The 25,957-nt window shown below is 61.4% G+C and carries 20 protein-coding genes; 3 read left to right on the top strand and 17 right to left on the bottom strand.

Annotated features, from left to right (window positions below):
- Nucleotides 1-44 precede the first annotated feature (44 nt).
- The 4 genes from ACZBJS_RS30750 to ACZBJS_RS30735 form a co-directional block, all read right to left on the bottom strand.
- A complete protein-coding gene (locus ACZBJS_RS30750) occupies nt 45-6,068 on the bottom strand; it encodes a hypothetical protein (protein ID WP_463439667.1) in 6,024 nt (2,007 codons plus the stop codon).
- Nucleotides 6,069-6,181: 113 nt separating this feature from the next.
- Entirely contained in the window at nt 6,182-6,946 is a 765-nt protein-coding gene (locus ACZBJS_RS30745) for a hypothetical protein (protein WP_316396876.1), read from the bottom strand.
- A 16-nt stretch (nt 6,947-6,962) separates the two neighbouring features.
- Complete coding sequence (locus tag ACZBJS_RS30740) at nt 6,963-8,408, bottom strand: EAL domain-containing protein (RefSeq protein WP_463439666.1); 1,446 nt, start codon at nt 8,406-8,408, stop codon at nt 6,963-6,965.
- Between the two features lie 662 nt (nt 8,409-9,070).
- Nucleotides 9,071-10,267, bottom strand: coding sequence for a sugar ABC transporter substrate-binding protein (locus ACZBJS_RS30735; protein WP_463439665.1), 1,197 nt, complete (start codon nt 10,265-10,267; stop codon nt 9,071-9,073).
- A 147-nt stretch (nt 10,268-10,414) separates the two neighbouring features.
- Here ACZBJS_RS30735 and ACZBJS_RS30730 point away from each other — a divergent pair, with 147 nt between their 5' ends.
- Nucleotides 10,415-10,942 carry a hypothetical protein gene (locus ACZBJS_RS30730; protein ID WP_463439664.1) on the top strand — a complete coding sequence of 176 codons (528 nt, stop codon included), beginning with the start codon at nt 10,415-10,417 and terminating at the stop codon, nt 10,940-10,942.
- A 350-nt stretch (nt 10,943-11,292) separates the two neighbouring features.
- On the opposite strand, the gene ACZBJS_RS30725 is transcribed toward ACZBJS_RS30730, so the two are convergent.
- Complete coding sequence (locus tag ACZBJS_RS30725) at nt 11,293-11,979, bottom strand: GntR family transcriptional regulator (protein ID WP_463439663.1); 687 nt, start codon at nt 11,977-11,979, stop codon at nt 11,293-11,295.
- A gap of 352 nt (nt 11,980-12,331) precedes the next feature.
- On the opposite strand from ACZBJS_RS30725, the gene ACZBJS_RS30720 reads away from it, so the two are divergent.
- The gene (locus ACZBJS_RS30720; RefSeq protein ID WP_316396870.1) at nt 12,332-13,291 is read left to right on the top strand and encodes a LysR family transcriptional regulator; all 960 of its coding nucleotides are present in this window, start codon (nt 12,332-12,334) and stop codon (nt 13,289-13,291) included.
- Here ACZBJS_RS30720 and ACZBJS_RS30715 read toward each other — a convergent pair.
- The 11 genes from ACZBJS_RS30715 to trbB form a co-directional block, all read right to left on the bottom strand.
- Nucleotides 13,261-13,503: a DUF2274 domain-containing protein gene (locus ACZBJS_RS30715; protein ID WP_081334616.1), complete on the bottom strand. Its 243-nt coding sequence runs from the start codon at nt 13,501-13,503 to the stop codon at nt 13,261-13,263. The genes ACZBJS_RS30720 and ACZBJS_RS30715 overlap by 31 nt on opposite strands.
- A 7-nt stretch (nt 13,504-13,510) precedes the next feature.
- Entirely contained in the window at nt 13,511-14,716 is a 1,206-nt protein-coding gene (locus ACZBJS_RS30710) for a TraB/TrbI/VirB10 family type IV secretion system protein (RefSeq protein ID WP_463439684.1), read from the bottom strand.
- On the bottom strand, nt 14,716-15,624 hold the full coding sequence (gene trbG / locus ACZBJS_RS30705) for a P-type conjugative transfer protein TrbG (RefSeq protein WP_463439683.1): 909 nt from the start codon (nt 15,622-15,624) through the stop codon (nt 14,716-14,718). Before trbG ends, ACZBJS_RS30710 begins: the two co-directional genes overlap by 1 nt.
- Nucleotides 15,625-15,713: 89 nt before the next feature.
- Complete coding sequence (gene trbF / locus ACZBJS_RS30700) at nt 15,714-16,397, bottom strand: conjugal transfer protein TrbF (RefSeq protein WP_316396868.1); 684 nt, start codon at nt 16,395-16,397, stop codon at nt 15,714-15,716.
- Between the two features lie 67 nt (nt 16,398-16,464).
- Entirely contained in the window at nt 16,465-17,694 is a 1,230-nt protein-coding gene (gene trbL / locus ACZBJS_RS30695; protein WP_141341213.1) for a P-type conjugative transfer protein TrbL, read from the bottom strand.
- On the bottom strand, nt 17,691-18,068 hold the full coding sequence (gene trbK-alt, locus ACZBJS_RS30690) for a putative entry exclusion protein TrbK-alt (RefSeq protein WP_463439662.1): 378 nt from the start codon (nt 18,066-18,068) through the stop codon (nt 17,691-17,693). The genes trbL and trbK-alt overlap by 4 nt, the downstream gene beginning before the upstream one ends.
- Nucleotides 18,068-18,796 carry a P-type conjugative transfer protein TrbJ gene (gene trbJ / locus ACZBJS_RS30685; protein WP_463439661.1) on the bottom strand — a complete coding sequence of 243 codons (729 nt, stop codon included), beginning with the start codon at nt 18,794-18,796 and terminating at the stop codon, nt 18,068-18,070. The genes trbK-alt and trbJ overlap by 1 nt, the downstream gene beginning before the upstream one ends.
- Nucleotides 18,793-21,234 carry a conjugal transfer protein TrbE gene (trbE, locus tag ACZBJS_RS30680; protein ID WP_463439660.1) on the bottom strand — a complete coding sequence of 814 codons (2,442 nt, stop codon included), beginning with the start codon at nt 21,232-21,234 and terminating at the stop codon, nt 18,793-18,795. The genes trbJ and trbE overlap by 4 nt, the downstream gene beginning before the upstream one ends.
- 9 nt (nt 21,235-21,243) lie before the next feature.
- A complete protein-coding gene (locus tag ACZBJS_RS30675) occupies nt 21,244-21,507 on the bottom strand; it encodes a VirB3 family type IV secretion system protein (protein ID WP_168859221.1) in 264 nt (87 codons plus the stop codon).
- Nucleotides 21,507-21,833 (bottom strand): TrbC/VirB2 family type IV secretion system protein, encoded by a 327-nt coding sequence (locus ACZBJS_RS30670; protein ID WP_463439659.1) that lies wholly within the window; start codon nt 21,831-21,833, stop codon nt 21,507-21,509. Before ACZBJS_RS30670 ends, ACZBJS_RS30675 begins: the two co-directional genes overlap by 1 nt.
- Nucleotides 21,830-22,750, bottom strand: coding sequence for a P-type conjugative transfer ATPase TrbB (trbB, locus tag ACZBJS_RS30665; RefSeq protein ID WP_210263076.1), 921 nt, complete (start codon nt 22,748-22,750; stop codon nt 21,830-21,832). Before trbB ends, ACZBJS_RS30670 begins: the two co-directional genes overlap by 4 nt.
- A gap of 1,371 nt (nt 22,751-24,121) precedes the next feature.
- Here trbB and ACZBJS_RS30660 point away from each other — a divergent pair.
- Complete coding sequence (locus ACZBJS_RS30660; protein WP_463439658.1) at nt 24,122-24,925, top strand: hypothetical protein; 804 nt, start codon at nt 24,122-24,124, stop codon at nt 24,923-24,925.
- A gap of 279 nt (nt 24,926-25,204) precedes the next feature.
- Here ACZBJS_RS30660 and ACZBJS_RS30655 read toward each other — a convergent pair whose 3' ends face one another.
- Nucleotides 25,205-25,501 carry a cytosolic protein gene (locus tag ACZBJS_RS30655; protein WP_069275481.1) on the bottom strand — a complete coding sequence of 99 codons (297 nt, stop codon included), beginning with the start codon at nt 25,499-25,501 and terminating at the stop codon, nt 25,205-25,207.
- Nucleotides 25,502-25,957 lie beyond the last annotated feature (456 nt).

Here is a 25,957-nt window from a genome sequence, read left to right as displayed (position 1 = left end):
GAATTCTGCCCGAGCGGGGCGGTCCGCCCCGCTCGGCCTTCGAACTAGAACTCGCCCATCAAACCGACCCGCGCGCCGAGATTATCGTTACCGGCCCAGGACACGCCTCCCGTGAACGCGATCGGAATGGCGGTGGCGAAGCGATGTGCAAAGCTCGCTCCGAGCCCAACCTCTCTCTTGAAGAGGGCCGTGTTCGCGGCCCAGGTCGTTTTGCCTGCTGCCGAGGGCATGGGGGAAGACGTCATGGCCATTGCCGCAGCAATGCCTTGCCGTTCTTCCTTTTGGACCCCGCTGATACGATTGTCGAGCATCGCAAATCCGCGCGACATATCATTGCGCAGGCCACCAACCTGGGTGTCGGTGTAGCTGCGGTCTGCCGCCGCGGTCGCGGCCAGCTGATTCAGATTGACCGCATCAGTACCCAAAACAGCGGGCCCGACATTGTGCAGGACGGCAGCACCTCCGCCACGATTGAACGTCAGGCTGGTGTGATTTTGTGTCCCGTCTGGATTGGTATCGTAACTGATCTGACTCGCCCCCAGCGCTTGCAGCTGTCGCACGTTGACGGCATCGGTCGGCGCGACGCCATTCGCCACGTTGGTGATCTTGACCGCCTGGCCATTGCCGGCGCCAACCAGGGTGACGGTGTTGGTTGGATTGCCGTTGCTGTCCGCGACATATTTCACGGACAGCTTGTTCACCGCCGCCACTGCCTGATTGGTCGCATTGAGCTGCGCACCGTTGACGGCATCGGTGGAAGCTGCCGAGACCGCTCCTGCTGCAACATGGGTGAGCTTGCGATCACCGGCCGAGCCCTGGAAATTGACGGCTCCGCCGTCAGTCACGGCTCCGACCGTCAGGTCCGCACCTGGTGCTGCCTGTCGCACAAGGCCCACCGAGCCGTTGTTGATCTGGGTCGCGAGGCTCGCAACGCTCCGATTGGTCTGAAAGAGCTGCCGACCGTTCACCACCTCTGTCGAATTGGCTGACAACGTGCCATCCGCGACATTGATGATCTTGCGTTCCGCCCCCGCGGCACCGAGCGACACAACATTTGCCTGACCGCCATCGGTGGATCCGGCGCCGATCGCCACCGAGTTCGCGCCGGTCACACTTGAAGCGGAGCCAAGTGCCACGCCCTTACTTGCTGCGGCGCCAACATTGGCGCTATCGCCGATGGCGACCGATCCAGCATTGTTGGCGGCTGACGTGTTGCCCAGGGCAACTGAACCCTGGCCGATCGCCCTATTGGCGTTGCCAATGGCCACGGCGCCGTTTGCCTGATTGGCAGCCGTCGCTGAATTCGAGCCATCACTGTTGGCGATACTATTGGCACCCGCCACAAATGCGCCGGTGCCGCTCGCAAAGTTCGGGTCACCCAAAGCGACAGCTCCGTTTCCGAAGGCAGAATTGCCCGCCCCGATCGAAACCGCAGCGCCACCCCCTGCAGTTGCGGAAGTGCCAATGGCGATCGCGTTGGTCGACTGTCCCTGGGCGCCATTGCCGATCGCAATCGACGCCCCACCGGAGGCAACGCTCGCCGGCCCGATTCCGATTGAGTCGGTCCCGGTTGCCTGACTGTCTGCTTTCGTCGAGGCCACGTGAACATATTTGATACCTGCACCACCATTGATGGAGATGTTGATGGCATCGAAAACTGATTGGACGGAGCCAAACGATGATCCGCTATAGGCGAAACCGCCGGTCAATTGGCCGGTGACTGGATTGTAGGAAGTCGTCCCGCCGAGCGCGCTAACGGCACTCGACCCGAGCGTGGTAACCGTCTGGTTGGTTGTGAAAAGCTGCGAGCCATTCACCGCGTCCGCCGACGTGGCCGAAAGCGCTCCTGCTGCCAGATTGGTGATCTTGCGGGGCACAGCACTACCGTGGACCGCGCTGAAGGCCCCCAGCGTCGGATCCCACTGCAGTGCATTCTGGCCAACAGCCGCAATGCTCTGATTGGTCGCGAAGAGCTGCGAGCCATTGACCGCGTCGGTCGAGGTCGCTGACAGGGTGCCAACCGCGACATCGATCAGCTTGCGGTTTCCCGCCGTGCCTTTGAAGTCAACAGCCCCGCCGTCCGTGCCCGCCCCGACCGTTAGATTGTTACCCGGCCCACCTGGCTGCTGGACCAGACCGACGGCCCCGCTGTTGATCTGATTGCTCAAGTTGATGACGTTCTGATTGGTCGTGAAGAGCTGTGATCCGTTGACTGCATCGGTTGCGGACACGGAGAGAGTACCAGCGGCTACATTCGTGATCTTCTGTGGCGTGGTGTTGCCATGGACCGCGCTGAAGGCCCCCAACGCAGGATCCCACTGCAGCGCATTCCGCCCCTGCGTCGCAATGCTAGCCGCGTTGGTGGCGACGTTCTGATTGGTCGCAAAGAGCTGCGAGCCGATGACCGCGTCAGTCGACGTCGCCGACAGGGTGCCGGCCGCGACATTGATGAGCTTGCGATTGACCGCCGTGCCCTTGAAGTCGACCGCCTCGCCGGCCGTGCCCGCACCAACCGTCAGATTGCTGCCTGTCCCACCAGGCTGCTGCACCAGACCGACGGACCCGCTGTTGATCTGATTGCTCAGGCTGGTGAGGTTCTGATTGACGGTGAAGAGCTGCGCGCCGTTGACCGCGTCCGTTGAGGCAGTCGACAACGCCCCCGCCGTCAGGTTGGTGATCCTAACACCGCTTGCCGGGGCACCGGTGCCGCCTGTCGCACCGAGCGTGATGATGCTGCCACCAGCGGAATCGTATTTCACGGCGATCCCGGCTACGTTGCCCACATTGGTGCCCAGCGCTGTGAGCGCCCCACCGACGTTGGTCTGCGTCGTTGATCCCGTGCTCGCACCTGTCGCGCTGATACTGGCAATGGAGTAGCTGGGCGCGGTATAGGCGCCCGTCGCAGTATTATAGGCTGCGCCGCCGCCAAGCGATGTCGCCGTGTTCTGCGCGATCTGGTTCAACTGGCTGACATTGACGGCATCGGTCGCGGTACTTCCCGCAGCGAGCCCTGTGAGCTTGCGGTTCCCGATATTCACCTCGCCGGTCGACGTCTGGGGCGCAGCAATTCCGTATGCGACATATCCCGCCTCTGCCCCCACCGTCGTCGCCGACCCCGCTCCCAACGCGACGCTTCTGGCATGCGTGACGGCCGCGCCGGAACCCAAGGCCACACCTTGGCTAGCCGCATTGCTGACCGCGGCAGAGTCACCGATGGCAACAGATCCGGCATTGTTGGCCTTTGACGTGTTGCCAATCGCAACGGAGCCCTGACCAACCGCCACATTCTGATTTCCGAGAGCGACGGCACCTTGCGCCAGATTGGCCGCCGTCGCCGAATTGGTGCCATCGTTGTTGGCGACGTTGTTGGCGCCCAGGGCAAGCGCGCCGGTGCCGCTGGCGTAGTTCGGGTCGCCAAGGGAGAGCGCACCGTTGCCGAAAGCGCTGTTACCGGCGCCAATCGAGATGGACTGACCACCTCCGGCGGTGCTGCCTCTGCCAATGGCGATCGAGTCGCCGGACAGCCCTTGAGCTCCGTTTCCGACAGCGATCGAGGAATTGCCTGCCGCAATGCTTGCCGGACCGATGGCGACCGCATCGAGACCCGTCGAATTGCTGCTGGCACCGCTGGAGTTGGCCCGGAAATACTTCGTTCCGATCGCGTCGACGTTGCTCAGCGCCGCGCCGACATTGGTCACCGTCCCGGTCGACAGCACATAGCTCGGCGCCGTCAGGCCGCCGGCCCCGTCGATGGCCGCTCCGCCGCCGAGCGCGGCCGCCGTCGACGAATTCGTCGCGAAGAGTTGCGAGCCGTTGACTGCGTCGGTCGACGTCGCCGACAGGGTACCGGCCGCGACATCGATAAGCCTGCGATTCCCCGCCGTGCCCTTGAAGTCGACCGCCCCGCCGTTCGTGTCCGCGCCAACCGTCAGATTGTTGCCCGCCCCGCCAGGCTGCTGCACCAGACCGACGGACCCGTTGTTGATCTGCGTTCCTAGATTGGCAAGGTTCTCATTGGTCGCGTTGAGCTGCGTGCCGTTGACTGCATCAGTGGAGGTCGTCGACAGCGAGCCAGCCGCCACATTGGTGATCTTCTGCGGCGTCGTGCTGCCATGGACAGCGCTGAAGGCCCCCAGTGTGGAGTCCCACTGCAACCCCTTCTGTCCCAGCGTTGCGATATTCGCCGTGTTGGTGGCGACGTTCTGGTTCGTCGTGAACAGCTGCAAACCGTTGATTGCATCGGTCGACGTCGCCGACAGGGTGCCGGGCGTCAAGTTCGTGATCTTGACACCGCCTGCCGGAGCTCCAAGGCCACCCGTCCCACCGAGCGTGACGGTGTTACCACCAGCGGCATCGTATTTCACCGCGATCCCGGCAACATTGCCCACATTGGTGTTCAGTGCCCCCAACGCCACGCCCACGCTGGTCTGCGTCGCTGGTCCCGTGTTCGCACCTGTCGCGCTGATGCTGGCAATGGAGTAGCCCGGCGGGGTATAGGCGCCCGTAGCAGCATTGTAAGCAGCGCCGCCGCCAAGCGACGTGGCCGTGTTCTGTGCGATCTGGTTCAACTGACCGACATTCACGGCATCGGTCGCGGCACTTCCCGCAGCGACCCCGGTGAGCTTTCGGTTGCCGGTGTTCACCTCGCCGGCTGACGTCTGGGGCGCAGCGACTCCATAGGCTATATAGCCAACCTGTGCACCGACGGTCGTGGCCGACCCGGCTCCCAGCGCGACGCTGTTGGCATGCGTGACGGTCGAGCCGGAGCCCAGGGCCACGCCTCGGGTGGCGCCCGCACTGACTTGCGCCGCATCACCGACGGCAACGGAACCAGCGTTGTTGGCCTGCGAGGTGTTGCCGATGGCGACTGCACCTGGGCCAACCGCCACGTTGCTGTTGCCTAGGGCGACCGCGCCGTTGGCCTGGTTGGCGGTCGTTGCCGTTGCCGTGCCATCGCTGTTGGCAATGTTGTTGGCGCCTAGGGCAAGCGCACCCGTGCCACTGGCGTTGTTCGGGTCGCCGATCGCAGTCGCACCATTCCCGAAGGCCTTGTTCCCGGAGCCGATCGAAACCGCTTTCCCTCCATCGGCGCTGGCGTTCCTGCCAATGGCAACGGATTCGTCGGTGACCGCCGTTGCACCGGCACCAATCGCAATGCCGCTTACGCCCGCAGCATTCGCAAGAGTCCCGATCGCAGTGGAATCGACCGCCGAGGCCGCCGCTTGTGTGCCGATTGCAAGCGTACCTGCCTTTGTTGCGTAGGCATTGATGCCAAAAGCCGCAGCCCCCGACCCGGTGGCCACCGCCCCCCAGCCCATCGCCGTGCTGCCAATACCGAGAGCTTGCGACCCGCATCCGGTTGCAAATGAGTTCATGCCATAGGCGACGTTATAAGTGTTCGCGATGCCCGTGGTGGGGTTGCTTGCACCATCTGCACCTGCCCAGGTTACAAAGAAATTTCCAATGGTCTGCGCCCAGGTCCAGTTATTTATGCCAGGCGTCGTTGCGCCAGCGTTGGATGTAGCCCCAAAGCTAATTGGAGCTCCCTGCGCGCCAAGACCATAGATTCCACCCGTATGATTGGGTCCGCTTCCATAGATCTGGGAGGAGCTGAGTGGGGTAAACGATGTTCCACCAGAACCACTGAGCATCCCGCAATCGGTCGCTCCCTCAAACGCAACACCGTTGAATGAAGATCCAACGCGACCATTATTCCACACGCCTCCCGCAACGCCATCCAGTCCTTGTACACCGCCGCCGTTGCTGCCGGTAACACCGGCAAGAGCCGGCTGCACGCCGGTGACGGATGAAAGCACCGTCGCAAACACCATACCCGTCGCAGTGACGCGCCCCAGCCCGAACGACCCGAGTCCGAGTGCCTTCCGGTTGATGCCGAGCACACGATGCGCGCAACGCAAAACCGCAATCAGGCGCTTGCGCAACGACCGGCTGGTGTGACCGCAGCCGAGCCAGCTCTCGACAAAGCCGCGCGACGGCCGAGCGATGACGCGCTTGGCGGTCGGCGGAGCCGACGATGAAACCGGAGAGCAACGATTGAGTTCAGACATGATCTGCCCCTTTGGTAAGAAAGAGGATCGAAGCGGGGTGATGACGAGTGGTCACCCTCTCCATCTGTTACGCCTCACTGGCCAGCGATCGATGCGCCGGCGGCTCTTGTTCATCACAGTTCACGGACTGCATCCACAGGCCTTCGGTGCGGCCCAGTCGCTCCGATGCGGGTCGACAGTTGCTCGGCCCGAAGCCTGAGGCGATCCATGTGCCCGATCGCCTCGATCACTTCGAACAGACCGTTCGTCCAGGGCGCAGCGCCGCTGCAAAGGCGCGCAATGGCCGCCTCGGCACGGCTAGCGCCGATCAAATGCGCAAGCAGGTAGTGTGGCGCCTCGGACGAACGGCCACGATCGTCGCGCCGGTCGACGAGCCCCATCACATAGGCCGTCAACATGACGTCCGACTGCCAGCGTCCGGCCTCGCCTACCTCGGAGAACCGCCCATGAACCAGGCGCTTCAGCCGGTGCAGTCGAGGCGCAAACCGCGCCACCGCTTCCAGGAGCGCGGGCAAGGCCTGGTCATTGGGAACTGGATGCGCCCGCAGATCCATGGCGCGGGAAGATGGCCTGCGCGCGCGCCGGGTGGAGCTGAACCGGAGTTCATACGCAACCGACCCGAGCACCGATAATCCGCATGCGGTCGCCGCAACTGCGGTCGGGGCATCAAACATCACCATCATGCTGCTGGAGAAGACGAGCGTCGTCCCTCCCAGCAGCAACGGCAGGATCGGTCGCGTCTCCGCCAGATCGAGAGTCTTTGGAGAGGCGATACGTCCAAGGGTTCGGCGAAGGAGCTGCGCCTGATCGTTAGCCAAATGCATTCCCTGGCAGAGTGCGCTGAGAGCCGAAGCCGAGGAGCGCGTCGATTCTCGCATGCGTCCTCCTCCCCCGCTAAGCGAACCAGCAGCCAACGCCGCGGGCCAGCAGCGTGCGCGGCAAATCAAGAACCGGCTGCATTAGACCACTGACGAGGTACCCGGAGAGAAGCGCCTGCATGAGGCTCATGACGCTGGAGCCAACTGTCCTGCCCCAGATGCTTCTGAGCCCGATCGAGCTTCCCAGCGCCGACGTACACCGGTCCTCCATCCCGACCACCACGTCCTGATCTGCCGACGCCGGCGCCGCGCAACCCTTGTCATCGTCGGGACAAGCCGATCGCGGCAGCTCGCGAGACGGCTCACCGAACAGATAGCCCTGGAGCCATGTGGCTCCGACCTCCTGAGCAAGATGCGCGTCAGGCAACGTCTCCACCCCTTCGACAACGACGATGCCGCCGAGACGCGCCGCGAAGCGAACCAACTGCAACAGGCGCGATCGCCCGATCCGATCGTTGCGCGCGCGATGTAAGAAGGTGGCGTCAATCTTCACAAAATCCGGCCTCAACGAGGTCAGCGCCTTGCGGCAGCCGTTACCAGCACCGAAATCGTCGACGGCGATCCGGCATCCGACCGAACGCAGTGCGTCGACAAACTCGCGAACTATCATCCTGGGTGGCAACCGCGCCGTCTCGGTGACTTCCACGATCAGGCGCGATGCAACATCCGGATTCTGCCGAAGCCTGGCGATCACAGACACCCAGCCATGGTCGAGAACAGCGCTTCGCGCGGAGATATTGCAGCCTACACAGATCTCCGGCGTAGAGCGCAGCTCGCTGATGACGCGGTTGACGACCCAGTGATCCATTCGACGGATCAGACCTAGCCGTTCCATAGCCAGGATGGACGCGCCGGCCGACTGGGCGGGACCATCGTGGATGCTGACCCGCAGCAGCCGCTCCCGGTAGAGAACACGTTCCGGCTGGCTCGCATGACAAATGGGCTGCCAGGCCAGCGACAAACATCCCTCACGAAGCGCATCGACAGTCGCAACCGCCGCCGCCATGTCGGTCCGATACTGCAAGCTCCAGGCGGCATCTTCTCGCACCGGTTCCACAATTCTACCGGAGGACGCAGCTTTCCCGAACACATCAGGGCGACCCAGATTGGGCGGCAGGACGCGGATTGAAACGGCGGCAAGCACGGCCGCACCGGCAAAACGAATTGGCTCGCCACCAATCGCAGCGGTCGCGCCGTCTGCGAGGCTCGCGACGTTTGCAAAACGCGACGCCCACCTCATCACGATCACAAATCGACCGGCTGCAAGGCGTACAATCCCGGCACTTTCGCCGCAGAAGGACAGAGCACGCCTGTGCAAGACGTCGCTGACCACCGATGCCAGCGATTGATCATAGGCCGCGGCAAGCTTGTCAAAATTATTGATTACGACGAGAAGGAAAACACTGTCCGCCGCGCGATCTTGCGGGCCGTCGCGATTGGCGGCGATCGAACACTCACGCATCCGCGCCCTCCCCTACGGCTCGACGCGGAGCAGGCGCACCATCGGGAGATCTCGCGATGGAGCGTCTCCGATCGCAAGCAACGAGCCGCCGGCCTCCTTGAGGACTTCGCAATGCGACTCCGCCCCGATTGTTCAGCCCCATCTCGTTTCCCGCCTCGCATCTTCAAAAGCAAACGTCGAAGTCAATTTTCGCTGCGCCGGCGGCCTGATGTGGCGCGAGCGTGCCCCTGCGTAGAACCAGCTGTAACAGCAATCGCGATTTGCACCGCTGATCATTTCCGGGTGCGAATTGATCATTTTCGGATGCATCAAACGTCAAACCGGCAGGCAGATGCGCTTCCAAATGGCAACAATGAAGCTCACCGGTCTCCAGGAGGAACGCATCCTGCACCGCGCAGAGAAACCGCTCACGGGCAGCAGAAGCAATCGACGTGGATGTGACACAGCAGAAAGAAAAACCCGCCTGACGGAGCGCGTCAGGCGGGGTGTGTGAGTTTTCGCCATGCTTTGGGGGATGAGGGAGCCCTGATTTCTTCCGATCCGGACCAACCTCAAGAGGCCAGAATATCCGGATGTCGGCACGACGCATTGATCAAATTGGTGCTCTTTCCGATCAATTCAGGTGCAAATTGGCCGACCGGCCGAACCACTCCGCGCGATTCCTAGGGGATGCGTCGCCATCCAAGACGATCGGCCACGCCACGATGGTCATAGTTGTCCGGAACATTTCGTGACAAGTCTCTCTCACCGATAGCGTATGCGGGATTGATGATCATGCGTGGCGAGCGCCGGCCAGCGAGCACTTCGTGCGCGTAGTAGACGTTCCAATAGACTTGCTCGTGAAAACATTGCGCGACTGTGAAACAGAATGCAGAGCCACCTTTGATGTATTCGAAGGCTTCGTTGCCGCCATCAATACCCGTTGCGAAAATGCTGCTCCGACCAAGTGCCCGGATCGCACCTGCAGCGCCGATCGCTCCGCCGTCCCACGCGCTCCAGATCGCATCGATGTCCGGGTGCTCCCTCAGCATTTTCTCGACCACCTGTTGAGGCGTCGCTGAACCTGTCAGTGAATATGCTGTCTCCGCAATGATCCGAATCTCGGGATAGCCGGAGAGCACGAACCTCATTCCATCCGACCGCGCGCTCCACGCTTCGTTGGAATAGAGGTGGATTGCAGCGATTTTTCCTTTCCCCTTGAGTCGCTTGCAGATGTAGTCCGCAGAGGCCGCACCCATGCCAAAATGGTTGTGCATGGAGGTGGAATGTACGATCGTCCCTGGAGCTGAACTATCGCACATAAGGGTCGGAATACCTGCTGCCTTGGCTGCTTGAACCGCCTTCGAGATCGTCGCCGGGTCGGTTGGCAGGACGAACAAGGCGTCCGGCCTCGATGCGACAAGTGATGCGATCTGGTCACACTGTCTACCAGGATCCCAGTTCGCGTCGACAATCGTAAGCGTGCCGCCCATTTCCGACACCACATCCTTATAGGCGGCGATGATCCGGCTAAACGAATCCTGACCAGTAAAGGGAACGGAGAGACAGAACGCGAGATCCTTCGTCCCTCTCATGAGCGTCCTTCCAGGCGCTTTCAGCAACTCGGGTATTTCCGGCATCGGGCTCGCTCGAGCCTGCCCTCCGCTGATGGCCGAGGGGGACCCGCCAGAATTGCCCGGAGAATCGCCCCGCTTCTCCGCATTCACGCGATTGACTGCAATCTGATAAAGGGAAAACTTTAGCGACAGGAACGTCTCAACGACATCAACCAGGGAAGGACAAATCTCAATGGAGCGTCCACCCTCCGCCCGCAGCTCGAGATACCCCTCTCGCGCCGCACTCCCGATCAGGCGGCGCACGTGCGCTCTTGACACACCGAACAACTTCGCGACGGTCCCGTAAGGAAATGATATCTTTCGATCGGGCAATGACCGCGTCGCATCATACATCGACCAGAGCCGGAGCAGAATCTCGTACCCCGCCTCTCGCCCGCTGAAGATACGCATTTGCGGTACAGCATCGAGAAGCTGACAATCATCAAAGTACAATTCGATCGCGTTAGCGACGATCGCTTGCGGAAGACCTTTATCACGTTCGAATCGCGACTGAAGGCTGTCATCGCCATTCAGAATGTCCAATGCTTTCAGAAACGCGACAATAAACCTCCGCAATGCGTCACTGGCGAGGTCGGACGGCTCGAGCCTCATCACGCGTCTATCGCCATCGCTACGAACGGGTTGCAAATATCGCGTGTGTTTCAGAAGGCATACGAGCGCAGCAACGCCGTTCTTGCTGCAGAGATCATGCGCTCTGGCGAACTCCTGCAGTCGATGGAGGACAATTCCGCACTGGGGATCGTCCTTGTCCCGCCTATAATGAAGAGCAACCATGTGCCCGCACAGCAGATGGCGCGCTTCTCCCGTCGCGATCTTGTTGAGAAGACGATTGCCTCTGAACGTATCAACGTAATGGCGCGCGAATACCCTAACCGCCTCCCTGAAGCGGGGGTTCCTGCTGGTCTCGGCGGCGGCTGATAACAACTCACCTGACAATCGCGATAGATTGTAGGGAGCGTTGCGATCAGACTGGTCTCCCGACAGCACGTTTGCGTCCTTCCCTATGAAACGACACATCAAAGAGCCTACGGACCCGCAGCCACGAAATGTTCGAGAACGGTACCAGCGATATCAGGGTCCAAAATAAACTCGCCATCTCGCGATCATCGTACTGGTGCGGGCCCTCCGTTCCTCCGCCATGTCAGTCCAGCAGTGAGCAGCTTGCCTTTCGTTCTCTTGCCCCTGTCAACCCACCTCATTTAGGCGTCTTATGGCTTGAGGATTTACCTGCTCTCGTCGGGCGAATTGGGTACGCGGGTATAAGGGCGTCAGCCCAGCAGCTCCCGCTCGGAGATCATCAAATGCTCGCGCATTCGCTCGGCCGCTTCCGCAGCATTTCCAGCGCGAATCGCATCGAGAATGGCGAGATGATGCGCGCGGACGGCCTCGGTATCCTGCTCGTGGTGGATGTAGAGCCTTGACAGGTGAAGATGTACCCGCAGGTCCGCGAATATCTTGGACGCAGGCTCATTTCCGGACCCATCCATAATGGCCTGATGAAAGGCGCCGTCGGCCTGAGAGAAATCGCGATAGCGCCGATAGCGTCGCGACAGCGATGCTGCCCCCATCGCCGCCACGGCATCAGCGAGTTCTTGCAAATTCTCCAAGGGGCGGCGCCGCGCAGTCTCACCCGCGGCCCAGGGCTCAATGACGAGACGGAAGGCGTACAATTGCTTGAAGTACTCGGGCGATGGTACGGGAGCGACCGCAAAGCCGACAAACGGCGTGGACGAAACGAGTCCTTCGGCGGTGAGACGAGCCAACGCCTCACGCAGCGGCGTTGAACTAACGTTGAGCTCTCGCTTCAGAGCATCAATGTTCAGCCGCGCGTCCGGCTCATAGGCACGGTCGAGAATCCGCTCCTTCAGAACCTCGTAGACCTGGTCCAGCAGCACGACCCGCTCAATCTTGCGCCCCAAGGCCGGCAAAGCTCCTAATAATCGTGGATCGTGCATGATTTATCTTATCCTACTGCGTTTGTCAATTTTACGTAAGCGACTGAAATAGCGTGTCTAATAGCGGACAATATCGTGCATGATCCACGATCCGATTAAAGGAGTATTCACCGACCTGAAACTTTTGCGCCAGGGTTCCAGCCTAGTGGTCGAGCTCTATCCCGTGACCCTGCCCTTCAACGTAACGGGCGCGCTGCCAACGCGTCCGGTTCCTACGCTGACGAATCGAGCAAACGTCTGGCGTTCGTAGCGCTCTGAAGAGGTTTAGGGAGCCTGTTGAATCCTACAGGGTGTGCTCACAGTCGAGCCACCATACGCTTCGCGCATCGGCTTCATTGCCAGGGTCCCGGAAATGGATGCGCAGCTCTCAACCAAATCGAACCGCCCCTCCTCGGCGCGCACGATCGAGCTGAAGCAGCTCCGATGTGCCGTGCTTGCATGTTCCTCAGGCAGCCTGCGGAAGGCAGCGGATCTACTTTGTGTTCGGCATTCGGCATTGAGTAGATCCGTGGCCCAACTGGAGCACCTTGTCGGCACTCCCTTGTTCGAGCGATCACCGGCAGGAATTCGGCCTACTCGCGCGGGCCACAATTTCCTGCGTCGTGTTAACACGATCCTGGAGGAAATTGACGCCCTGGTCGAAGCAGCAGGCGATGTTGCGCGTGGCTGCTCCGGCGCCCTTTCCGTTGGCCTATGCACCTCAGTCTCAGGGGGCAATCTGCGTTCGATCTTGAGCGAGTTTGTGCACCGTTTCCAGCGCATCGAGGTGGCCGCAATTGAGCGGTCGCCGACAGAGTTGAACAAAGCACTCAGGAGTGGGGCTGCAGATATCATCATTCTGCCCGGAAGAGCCAGTTCGACGGACCTTGAAGCCCGGGCGCTCTGGCACGAGCGCATTTCAGTCTTGCTGCCGACCGATCATGTTCTGGCGGCGCGCCAAACGATCTGCTGGACAGATTTGCTCGATCAGAGCATTTTGCTTGCAGCGCCTGTGAAAGCAGGCGGTCTGGAGGACATGGTTGAAGCAAAGCTCCTGATGCAGGGGATCACCGAAAATATTCGGCGGCATCACGCAAGCCGGCATCTGATTTATGGCCTCACAAGCATTGGACTTGGCATAAGCTTTGCGCTGGATTCTGATATTGGGGCTATTGGAAATGACGTCGTGAGCCGTGAGTTGCACGACGATCGGGGTCAGATGGAGGTCGGTTTCTGCGCTCATTGGCGTCCTGACAATGGAAATCCAGCTCTGAGACATTTCCTCAATCTCTTGAGGGAGCGCTATCCTTCAGTCTCGCCTCTCGGCGAATGAGCTGAACGCCGCAGCTTTGCAAATTCGCGGTCAGTCGCCATAAACCGTGCCAGCATGGGAGCGATCAGTTTGACTGGATCAACGGGCTGCCCGGACTGACGCGCGAGTGCTTCGGCGTACGCAGTGAGATTTCGATGCACGGACGCAGGAAGTTCGGTACTAAGCTTTACCGGCTTTTCATCGGGAAGCGCTGAAATCTTGAGCCTGGCCATTTGGCGATCACCTTCCATAAGGCTCGAGAACAAGATCACGATTTACGATCACGCGCACGGGAAAGCCTGGCCGGGCGGTCAAAGTCGGCTGAATGTTCAGACTACGCCGAACGACTTGCTGGCCAGCGTGGCTTAGCGAGTCCGCCGCGCCATGCCGCAATGCCTGGATGATCGCACTGTTACTGCCGTTTGTGTCGGAGCCGGCCCCCACCTCCGTGCCGACAGCCAGCAACGTCGAAAGTGCGGCGGCCTTGAACAGCGCGCCCCAATGATTGTCGACCTGATCTTCCAAGCCTGCATAGCCGGCGGTATCCGCACCGGGTTGCCGCTCAAGAACGATGGACCGACCAGTCGGCATGATGAGTCGTGTCCACACAAGCAGGACGCGCGACTGTCCGAAGGTAACCTGGCTATCATAGATCCCGACAAGCTTTGCTCCCTGGGGGATCAGCAGGAAGCGCCCGGTCGGCGTATCAAAGACATTTTCGGTCACCTGTGCCGTGATCTGGCCTGGCAGATCCGAGCGAATACCCGTGATGAGGGCGCCGGGAATGACTGTCCCGGCCTGGACCACGTAGGGTGACGCTGCCCTCGTGACCCGATCCGGGCTCGTGGTGCGGCGATCGACTGGAGCATTGACGAAGGTAAGCTTTCGCTCCTGCTCGTTTCGCGGGCCTGCCTCGTCATTGTTGAATGCTGTCGTCGTCGGTGCGGTGCCGCGGCCGTCTGCCTGTACCGAAGTTGCGGCTGGCTGGATATTGGTTGACGCAAACAGACGGCTGACGCGCGCCGCCTCGGTCTCCTGCTCCCGGCGCTGCTGCTCCTGGTCAGGCACGGCCGCCGCGGTTACTGGCAATTGTCCCTGAGCGGAAAGGATTGGCCTGCCGAGATCGCCGGGGAGAGGCGGGCCGAGTTGCGGCACCTGGCGCTGAACGGCCGAATAATCGCGCGGCAGCGTCCCAAGACCTTCGGCAACGTTGTGGTGCTCGGTGCCATAAGGCTCATCGGATGTTGGGCTAACGGATCTGTTCTTCTGCAGTGCCCACACTGTAGCCCCGCCAATGATGGCCAGCCCGAGCGCACTTGCTGCCGCCAGGACTTTTCGCGAAAGCCGCGTGACGCGCGGGTATTCGGGCCTCAGTCGGAAACCCCTCACCAGTTCATCTGACGTTCGTTCCCCGGCGGATGATGCACCGTCCTGATTCTGGGTCATCATGACGACGGCCTCCCCTCAGTCCGGACAATTCTGACCTTCTGCTGGTGCTCGCCTCCCAAACGCAATTCAGCAGCCGCGAACAGCCGATCGACGATCAACACGTTATTGTAAGCGCGGTAGTTGACGATTTCGGTGTTGCCGTCGGCACCGAGCACAAACAGCGGCGGCATCTCGCCCTGAACGATCCCCCGCGGGAACTCGACATAGACTTTCCGGCCGTCGTCGTAAGCCACAAGGGGACGCCAGGGCGGGCTGTCACCTTCGATGGCGTAGCGAAAGCGGCGTTGCGACGCGTCGGGCAGAACCGGCGTCGGCGGTGCCGATCGCGCCTTGCCTTGCCTGTCTTCCGGATAGTACCAGGCAACCGAGGGCATATAGGGTTTTTCTCGGGAGCGGAGTTCGATCAAATACGTCCGCCGGTCGGTATTGATGACGAGGTTCGTTTCGATCGAGGCGCGCGTCGGTTTGACGAGGACGTGAACACGTCGCGTTTCCCCGCTGCCGCTCTCCGTGTCGCCGACCACCCAGCGCACCGTGTCGCCTGCGGCGATTGGCCCGCTGCCTGTCAGCAGCTCCCCCTCCTCCAGCGCGATGTCGGTAATCTGTCCCGGTGCTGCGTAGACCTGGTAGAGCGCCCCGGGACTAAAGCTGTAAATCTGCGCCGCATTGAAATACCCCGTCCTGCGGGGTTCAACCCGGGCCGCGCTGTTCGCCGTCTCGATTCTGCTGACCGGCTCGGCCTCTTCCTTCGCCCCTGACTTGCCGCCAAGCGCCGGCTTCCAGGATGGCGGACCGTGGAGCGGCCAAGGCCGCTCACTGTTCGGTGCTGGCGCTGCAGGTAAAGGCGGCACATCGGCGTCGTAGGTGATTTCGGGCGGGATGAATGTCGAGCAACCACCCAGCATGCAGCTGAGAATAACTATCACGGAGACGAGACCGCTTGTTTGCAATGCGGCTCTGAAACCGGTTGCCTGAGTATCGACGATTTTCCAGCTCATTGCCCCAGCTCCTTCGACCAGTTGATCGAATTCACGTAGATACCGAGCGGGTTTTTGCGCAGCCGATCGGCATCGTGCGGCGTCCGGATGACCACCGACAGAATGGCGGTCCACCGCTCGGTCGAGGCTAGCGATCCGTTGTCGTAAGCGCGCTGCACCCACGCCACCCGAAAACTGTCCGGTGATGCGCGGATGACGCTTGAGACCTCGATTGAGACCTGCGCCTTGCCGAGCTTCGCGAAGGGATTGTTGCTCCGCGCATATTCGTTGAGTGCCACGGCGCCGCGATCAGTCGTGAAGTCATAGGCGCGGAGCCAATTCTGCCGCAGGACGATTGCGTCGGATGGCAGGCCACGAACGTCCTCGATGAAGCGTGCCAGATGATAGGCGATCTGCGGATCGGTCGGGTCGTACTCCGAATTGGCCGGAGCAACTCTCTGGGCCTGACCGAGTTGATCGACCTCTACGATCCAGGGCGTAATTGTGCCCTGCGTCGACTGCCAGATCAGGCCTCCGCCAAGGCCACACGACAGAATGAGACAGCCAAAGGCCATCATCCTCCAGTTCCTGGCCTGGACGCGCGCCGTCCCGATTCGCTCGTCCCAGACCTGCGCCGCCTTCTGATACGGTGTCACCGGCTCGGGTGTGCGCCCGTAATGAACGGAAGATCGTTTGAACATCACCACTTTCCCCGAAAGAAACAGAATTCAGATTCCGGCCCCCTGCTGAACCGAAGTCGGCGGTCGTTCACCGCCCTCCCTCGGAGACATCGACCGAGCTCCCGGCACCGCCGTGATCGCCGGATCGAACAGCGTGGCTCGCGGCGGATACGCCGTGGCTGATGGTTTGCGCCCGCTTCATGCGCTGTGCCCATGCGGGCGGATGCTCGGTCAAGCCCTGCGATGCCTGAGAGCCGGACTGAGCGCCGCCGCCAGCTGCGCCCGCGACCCGACGCAGCGGACTCGCGGCGGCCGATAGGCCAGCCTCGGCAACGCCGGCCACGCCGCCGCTGCGGTAGGCCGCAGCTGCGCCGCTTGCGATCGCGCTCCCACCGCGCACAGCACCTGCGACCGCTCCCCCGGCAAGCCCGGCTCCGCCCGCGGCGAGGCCCGCTCCAGCGGCAGCGATGCCGCCGGCAGCAAGACCAGTCCCAACCGCAGCGCCGGCTCCGAGTTGCGGCCCGCCAGATACGAGCCCGTTGGCAATACCGGGTCCAAAGATGCCAAGACCCAGGAGCGACAACGCCGCCAGCACCAGCGTCATGGCATCTTCGATGGTCGGCTGCCCGCCGTTGAAGCCGGAGGTGAACTGCGCGAACAGGGTCGAGCCGATGCCGACAATGACGGCCAGTACCAGGACCTTGATGCCTGATGAGACGATATTGCCGAGAACCCGTTCGGCGGCAAACGCGGTCTTGCCGAATAGGCCGAACGGGATCAGCACAAAGCCAGCCAGCGTCGTCAGCTTGAACTCGATCAAGGTGACAAACAGCTGGATTGCCAGAATGAAGAAAGCGAGCAGGACGACCGCCCAGGCGAACAGCAGAACGACGATCTGGACGAAATTCTCGAAGAAGCTGATGTAGCCCATCAGATTCGAGATCGACTCGAGGATCGGCCGGCCCGCATCGAGACCCACCTGCGCAATCTTTCCGGGACGGACGAAATCGCCTGCGGAAAGGCTCGTGCCTGAGACCTTCAGCCCAAGGCCGGCGAAGCTTTCGAAAACGATGCGCGCAAGATTGTTCCAGTTGCCGATCAGATAGGCGAAGACACCGACGAACAGCGTCTTCTTGACCAGCCGCGCGATGACATCGTCCTCCGCGCCCCAGCTCCAGAACAGGGCTGCAATCGTAATGTCGATCGCAGCCAGCGTGGTCGCAAGATATCCGACCTCGCCGCCGACAAGGCCAAAGCCGTTGTCGATATAGCGGGTGAAGGTTTCGAGGAACTGGTCGATAACTCCGGTGCCCGTCATTGATCGCCCTCTCCCGATATCCCGATGGAGGGAAAGGCTTGTGGAATCCGGCCCTGGTCCTTGGGCGCCAATTGCTGTGACGAACCGCCCGGATCCCCACCCGCGCCACGCACCGGCCCGGCCTTTTGACCGAAGAACCGCCGGCGGTTTTCAGCCCAAAGTCTTCGGCAACGCTCAAACTCCGTCGCTTGCTCTGGCGTCACGGTACGGCAACGGGCGAGATCAGGAGAGAAGGCTCCTGTCATCTGCGCATCCGCCTGCGTCTGCGCTGCGTCCTTGTCGGCTCCGCGCAATTGAATCGCACAGGCGGCAGCGACGAGCGTTGCTCCCAGTGCCATGGCGGCCGGAAGCCACTTGGTGACACGGATGCCCATCAGTGAAACATCTGCACATTGGAGGATTGATAACCCTGGCCCGGCGTCAGGAAGCGCCGGAGCTGCTCACGTCCCTGGTCCTGCGCGGCGGCGCGTTGGGCGGACTCCAGAGCCTGGGCCCTGCCCTGCGATGCGATAGTTGCAGTGAGATCGGCAAGCTGCTGTGCCTGAAGCGCAAGGATCTGATTGCCGGCCTGGGTTGCCTGAAGGGCGCCGCTCGCACTCTGGCTTGAGGTCACCAGGGCCGCGCTCTGGATCCGGTTGGTATCGAGATTACCGACGACGCCGGCTTGCACGCGAAGGGCGTCCTGAAGGGCTGCCACCGAGTTCTGCCAACGTCCTTGCGCACCGGCGATCAGCGCAGCATTGGCCTGGCTCCCTGTTGCCGGCGCATAGCTGGTGGCGAAGGCCCGATCGATCTGCTGCACGTCATAGGCGATGCGCTGGGCCTGAGCCAGGAGCTGCTGGGTGCGCTGGATCGATGACTGAAGCTGCTGGAGCGAGGAGTATGGCAAGCTCGCCAGGTTCCTTGTCTGATTGACCAGCATCTGCGCCTCGTTCTGCAACGAGGTGATCTGATTGTTGATCTGCTGCAGCTCGCGCGCAGCGGTCAGAACATTCTGAACGTAGTTGTTGGGATCGAAGACGATCAGTGCCAGCGCTGGCCTGCTGGCCACCAGTGACAAGGCAACGATACTGGCGGCCAGGAACGGGCGACAACGGCTCATTGCGACTTCTCCAGATTCTTGAGGTTGGGAACGAGATCCGCGGCCCAACCCACGCCGCGGTGGTGCAGCCAGGCCAACACAAAATCCTCGCGACCATGCTCGGCGAGCACCCGGTCGATTGCGGCCTGGTCGGACCTGGTGGAGACAGCGGCGAAGGCGAGCGCGACCTCGCCAAGGCCGAGCTCGAACATCCGGTTGCCCCGGCGGGACTGGCAGTAGTAGTCGCGCTTCGGGGTGGCGCGGCTCAAGAGCTCGATCTGCCGATCATTGAGCCCGAAGCGGCGATAGATCGCCGTGATCTGGGGCTCGAGCGCCCGTTCATTTGGCAGCAGCAGGCGCGTCGGGCAGCTCTCGATGATGGCGGGCGCGATTGCCGAGCCGTCGATGTCCGACAGCGACTGGGTGGCGAACACAACGGAGGCATTCTTCTTCCGCAGCGTCTTCAGCCATTCGCGAAGCTGACCGGCGAAATCCGCATCATCCAGCGCAAGCCAGCCTTCATCGACAATGATGAGCGTGGGCCGGCCGTCGAGACGATCACCAATCCGGTGAAAGAGATACGTCAGCACAGCTGGCGCGGCACCGGTGCCGATCAATCCTTCGGTCTCGAATGCCTGGACAGAAGCTTCGCCAGGGCGCTCGAACTCGGCATCGAGCAGGCCGCCATAAGGTCCGCCCAGACAATAGGGTTGCAGGGCGCGCTTGAGAGCCGTCGACTGGAGCAGAACCGACAGGCCCGTCAGCGTCCGCTCCTGGACAGGCGCCGACGCAAGGGACGTCAGCGCCGACCACAGATAGTCCTTCACATCCGGTGTGATCTCGACCTTTTCCCGCGCCAGGATGGCCGCTACCCATTCCGTAGCCCAGGCCCTCTCCGATGAGTCGTCGATCCAGAGCAGCGGCTGCAGGGCGACACGCTCGGCCGCATCATGAGACAGGGCTCCGCCCAGATCGTGCCAGTCGCCGCCCATTGCGATCGCGGCCGCGCGAATGGAGCCGCCGAAATCAAACGCGAACACCCGGGAATTGCGGTAACGGCGAAATTGCAATGCCATCAGTGCCAGCAGCACCGACTTGCCGGCGCCGGTCGGCCCGACCACAAGCGTATGGCCGACGTCCCCGACATGAAGCGAGAACCGGAACGGGGTCGCGCCTTCGGTCTTGCCATGGAGCAGCGGTGGCGCATCGAGGTGATGATCCCTCGCCTCTCCCGCCCATACTGCCGATAGCGGAATCATGTGCGCGAGGTTGAGCGTCGAGACCGGCGGCTGCCGGACGTTGGCGTAGACATGTCCAGGCAGGCTGCCGAGCCACGCTTCGGCCGCATTGACCGTCTCGGTCATGCAGGTGAAATCGCGGCCCTGGATGATCTTTTCGACCAAACGAAGTTTCTCGTCGGCCGCGCGCGGATCGGTGTCCCAGACCGTCACCGACGCCGTGACAAAGGCCTGGCCGATCTGATCTGACCCCAGATCCTGAAGCGCGGCGTCGGCATCCATTGCCTTGTTGTGGGCATCGGTGTCGAGCAGCGATGACGCCTCGTTGGTCATCACCTCGTTCAGGATTGCGGCAATCGATTTCCGTTTGGCGAACCACTGACGCCGGATTCTGGTCAGGAGCCTTGTGGCCTCCAGCCTGTCGAGCATGATGGCCCGGGTCGACCAGCGATACGGGAACGCGAGGCGGTTCAGGTCGTCGAGAATCCCGGGCGTGGTCGCTGTCGGAAATCCAACCACGGTCAGAACGCGCAAGCTGGCTTCCCCCAGCGTCAGCTCGAGACCTGCGGTCAGCGGCTGGTCTGCGAGCAACGCGTCGAGATACATCGGGATTTCGGGCACGCGGACCCGATGCCGATTGGTCGAGATGGTTGAATGGAGGTAGGTCAACGTCCCGGCATCATCGAGCCAGGCGCAGTCCGGCATAAATCCTTCGAGGAGTTGCAGCACCCGGTCGGTGCGATCGACAAAAGCCCGCAGCACCTCGCGCGCGTCAGCTGTTTCGGCGGGATCGCGCCCCTCATACAGAAATCGCTCGGCACGCGCCGCATCCTCTGGCGGGGGCAGATACACGAACGTCAGGAAGTAGCCGGATTCGTAGTGAACGCCCTCCTCCTCGAACTGTGCCCGGCGCTCGGCATCAACCAGCGCGGATGCCACATCCGGAAAGGAGCATGAGGGATAGGCTCCGGCCGCATGGCGCTGCGCCTCGACGAAGACGGCCCAGCCCGAGCCCAGGCGGCGCAAGGCGTTGTTGAGGCGGCCGGCGATAGCCACGAGTTCGGCGGGTACGGCGCTTTCGAGATCCGGCCCGCGGAATCCGGCGGTCCGCTGCAACGAGCCGTCCTTGTTCAGGATGACGCTCTCGCCGACCAGAGCTGCCCAGGGCAGGAAATCGGCAAGACGGGTGCTGGACCGGCGATACTCGGAAAGATTCATCATGGAGCGAGCTCAAACGCAAAGATGTCCGGGAACACGAAGGTGGCGGCGCACGACCTCAACGAAGGCCGGATCGCGTTTGGCGGCCCAGACCGCTGCCAAGTGGCCGATGAACCAGAGGAGAAGGCCGGCAATCCAGAGCCGCAGGCCAAGCCCAACTGCGACGGCAAGCGTTCCATTCACGATCGCAACCGACCGCGGTGCACCGCCCATCAGGATCGGTTCGGTCAGCGAGCGATGCACGGGCGCGACAAAGCCTGCGACGAGTTGATCCATCAGACCACCAGCCCGCCGCCAAAGGAGAAGAACGAGAGGAAGAAGCTCGATGCCGCAAAGGCGATCGACAGCCCGAATACGATCTGGATCATCCTGCGAAAACCGCCGGACGTATCGCCAAAAGCAAGCGTCAGCCCCGTGACGATGATGATGATCACGGCGATGATCTTCGCGACCGGTCCCTCCACCGATTGCAGGATCTGATTAAGCGGCTGCTCCCAGGGCATGTTGGAGCCGACTGCCCAGGCTGGCGCAGTCGCGAACAGGACCGTTGCCGTTACAGCCACCGGGAGCGCACGCGGTGGAAGCGAGATTCGAAAGCTCATATGAGATCTCCTGCTGGTGAGAGGCTGTAGTCGCCGGTTGCTCCGAGCCCGTCGACGCGCGCGAGCTCGGCGAGGCGACGGTCGGCGCCGCGGCCGGAAAGCACGGCAATGATGTTGATGGTCTCGGCAATCAGGGCGCGCGGTACCGTGATGACAGCTTCCTGGATCAGCTGCTCCAGTCGCCGCAGCGCGCCGAGCGCGGTACCGGCGTGAATGGTGCCAATGCCGCCGGGGTGACCAGTGCCCCAGGCCTTGAGTAGGTCGAGCGCTTCGGCGCCGCGGACCTCGCCTATCGGAATGCGATCCGGCCGCAAGCGGAGCGACGACCGCACGAGATCCGAGAGCGAGACCACCCCGTCCTTGGTGCGCAGCGCAACCAAATTCGGCGCCTTGCACTGCAGTTCCCGAGTATCCTCGATCAGCACCACGCGATCGCTGGTCTTGGCGACTTCCGCAAGAAGCGCATTGGTGAGCGTCGTTTTGCCCGTTGAGGTGCCGCCCGCGACCAGGATGTTCCTCCGCGCGGCCACCGCCCGCCGCAGTGCTTCGGCCTGGTCTGAGGTCATGATGCGCGAGGCCGCATAGTCATCGAGTGTAAATACGGCGACTGCAGGTTTGCGAATTGCGAAGGCGGGCGCAGCCACGACAGGCGGCAACAGACCTTCAAACCGTTCTCCAGTTTCAGGCAATTCTGCAGAAATGCGCGGCGATGCGGCGTGGACCTCGCTGCCGACATGGTGCGCCACCAGGCGAATGATGCGCTCGCCATCGGCGGCCGAGAGCTGCTCGCCGGTTTCCGACAGTCCGCTCGCCAGCCGGTCGATCCATAGCCGACCATCCGGGTTCAACATCACCTCGATGACCGCAGTGTCGTCGAGATAGCGCGCGATCGCGGGCCCCAGCGCGCTGCGGAGCATGCGTGCGCCGCGCGAAACCGCCTCCGACTGAAAGGACTGGAATGTCACTGCCACACCCATCTATCGAGGACGGATTAGACCGCGCCCTCAGATGGGGATGGATAGAAGAGCCACCACTCCCTTCGTGCAACAAGGCGCTCGCGACGATCGTAGCGTAGCGTGGAAAAAGAAAACCCTGCGGAAGCCATGAGGTCGATCAGAGACGGGACCATGCACTCCAATCGGCCGGACGCATTGGCGCGGAGACACAACCTGATCGACGTAGGTCGGGCGATCGCGGCAGGCTGCAACCGCGTTGCGCACCACCGGATACCCCTCAGCTTTGCCGGCGCCGAAGCAAGCTCTTGCCCCTGAACTCCCGCAGGCGTCATCGCGAGGATCTTGCGTGCGCCGCGTCAACGCATAGAGAGAGAGAGAGAGAGAGAGAGAGACACACATGACCGAGTCTACGAGAGTTCGCCTCGGTCAGGTAATTGCCCGGCAAAGGCTGCGACGACGCGCCCCGTATTGAAGCGAGAAAGAGCTGGCAAGCCGAAGACTTCAGCGGACGCAAGGCCCGCACATAACCCAAGCCAGGGGCACGGGGCGATCGCCGGCGTCCGGCAGTCGGGGCCGCCATCTGTGGAGCCTGACCATTAACAGCAGAACCCGCCTGACGTGCGCCAGCCGGGGCTATTAGGCCTGAGCAGCACATCAGACGGGACCACCACGTTGGGAACGTGGGGGATGCTAGCGGAGCGAGACTACTTGTTTACGAAAGCGGGCGGTTGATCAAATAAGGGTGCTTACCGATCAAATCAGGACCAAACTGGCTCCCGCCGCCGCGCCTGGCGCTACGTCGGAGATTGGTCGATATTGGGTGCGCGAGTGACGCCGTTTGCGCTCCAGGCAGTTTTCTACGCCAAGCAGACGGTGGTGACACAGCTCGAGTCGAGCCGTCGATGGCGTCATAGCCAGCCCACGGAAGAGAGTTGCGCAAGCGCGCTCTTGCTATCGGTGTTCAGCTTCACATTAGGTCCTGCAAGGTAGCGAACCGTGGCGGGACTCCACCGACGGCGAACGGTAGGTGCCCCACACTGCTCGAACCGCAAGCACAGACGCGCTAAACTCTCCATCGTCCTAATCAGGCATTAAGTTCCAGCCGCCCGCACCACCAGGTGGTTCGACACCCGCGAAAGGAGCTGAGCATGAAGGGCGACAAGACGGCTATCGAATACCTCAATAGAGCGCTGCGTCACGAGCTCACTGCGGTGACCGTATTTTCCCGGTGAAGTCGATGATGTTGACTGGGGTTCACTTCATTGGTCACCTTGACCTCCTCGGAGTCGACCGATGAAATGAACGAACGTTGCCCGGACGGGAGTCTGAGGAGTGGGATCGCCGGTACATCAAAGCGCGAAGACGCCGAGACGGCTGGCACTCGGCCTATTGTTGCTGTTTGCGTTCACGATTCTTGGCTTCAGCGGGCTGTACTTTGTGGGCGATTTGTCGAGATATCAGGAAGCTATCTCAAAAAGTGACGCCTATGTTGCCGTGCGCGACGTGAGCAATCCTGAACAACTGGATCAAGCTCTAAAGCGACATCCCTCGAACGTGATTCTGAAAATGATCGCACTCGCAAACCTGGATGCGATCGAGATGAATGCTGCCGCTCGAAGGCTGTTAACCGGCGCCGAGCAAAAGGAACTCCCGAAAGCAATCGATCCGACTTCCAGCCGCAGTGATCTAGACGCAATTCTTCGCGATCTGAAGGCCGCCGAGGGTCGTATCGCCACCTTTGAGTCCCGCTATATCGCTCTCGCAAAATTCGAGCGCGACAAACTGGAAGACGAGGCCCGCTCACTCCTTGTTGGAAACGACGCAATTCGCAAATTCATGAGCATGATCGATGCGCAGCACACCGAAACAATTGCCGTAGCGGCCGAATTGTCGACCGCATACGCCGAATATTACAAGACCTATGACAAGTGTGTAACGCTCCTGCTGAGGGAATTTGGCATCTACAAAGTGAAAGACGGTCAGTTCGTGTTCCCGTTTCAAATGACTGCAGACAACTACAATCGTGCAGCGGCAGCAATGATCGCTGCCGCAAAACGCATTGCCGAGCCGGACGATGAACTGACCGCCCTGAGGCCCCTCCAGTTGAACAGATGGAAGGCCTTCGTTGAACAATAATTGAGAGGAAGCAGTGGTGCTGTTGCATCGATCAGTAGGATCTACCGACCCAATATCCGTCCCTTTTTCAACGCTTGGCCGTTCGACTGCTTTCTGGGTTGAACGCTTCCAGAGTGGTTTAAGCGTCCGAGGGATCCGTTAAGGATATGACGGCCGCCCAGGCTACTATAATCCTCGTCCCGATTCGAACTTCGTAGCGCCGATCATCAACGAGCACACTAGACCATCCACCTCGGCTAGCGCGTTTGCTCATGAACCCGCTCCGCAGTTTGGGCGGGATCACCGCTGTTCTTGAAGAATCGGTACTCCGAGTTCATCGAAACGAAAGAGCTGAAACGCCCGCTGACCGTTGAAGTCGAGCACTCTCAAATCATCAGTCTCGTGAAGATCGCTCTCAACGGCTTGGAAATGCCCGCCGTAGCGCTCCCTGGCGAGTGGCACGGGAACCTCAAATGCGACGAACTTGCCAATTCCCTTGTGCTTGAGCTTCTCGAGAAGCTCCTGATCGTGTACGGACTCGTGCGACGTGAGAATGAGCAGAGGACCGCTCGCCGTTAGCAGCAAAAGCGCTTTCATCGGACCCTCCTTCGCGGTTGGACTGATTTCATGGATGTCCAGTCCGGATACTCCCAGTATAAGCCGGTTCACCGCTCATAACGATTCCACAGTGGACGTGATCTGCACTGTTTGGACCGTCCTGGGTCCTGAGATGCTCGGTCGCATCGAGGCCGGTGACGCGCGGCCCAGGGCTCGCTATTCCGCCATTCCCTGCCAGCTGGCGCTGACGAGCGATCGAATGATTACGTTCGCTTCAGAGATGGCCGAATACCAACTCCCCACCGCCTCCGAGGTTGTCTAACTGAGCTCGTCTGGAAGTGGCATGCCTGGAATGACGCGATTGGACCATCGCGGAAGCAGGCCCTAGGTGGTGTGGACTCTAAGGATTCCCTTTTAGGCGCAAATCAGATTCAAGGCTGCTTTTGGGGAGGCCGCCTTGGGTGTGATGGACCGTTTGGTATTGAGCGACGCGAC

This window comes from Bradyrhizobium sp. KZN70725, assembly GCF_055264925.1.
Note: the sequence above shows the minus strand (reverse complement) of the source record. Positions and strands in the feature narration are given on the sequence as shown.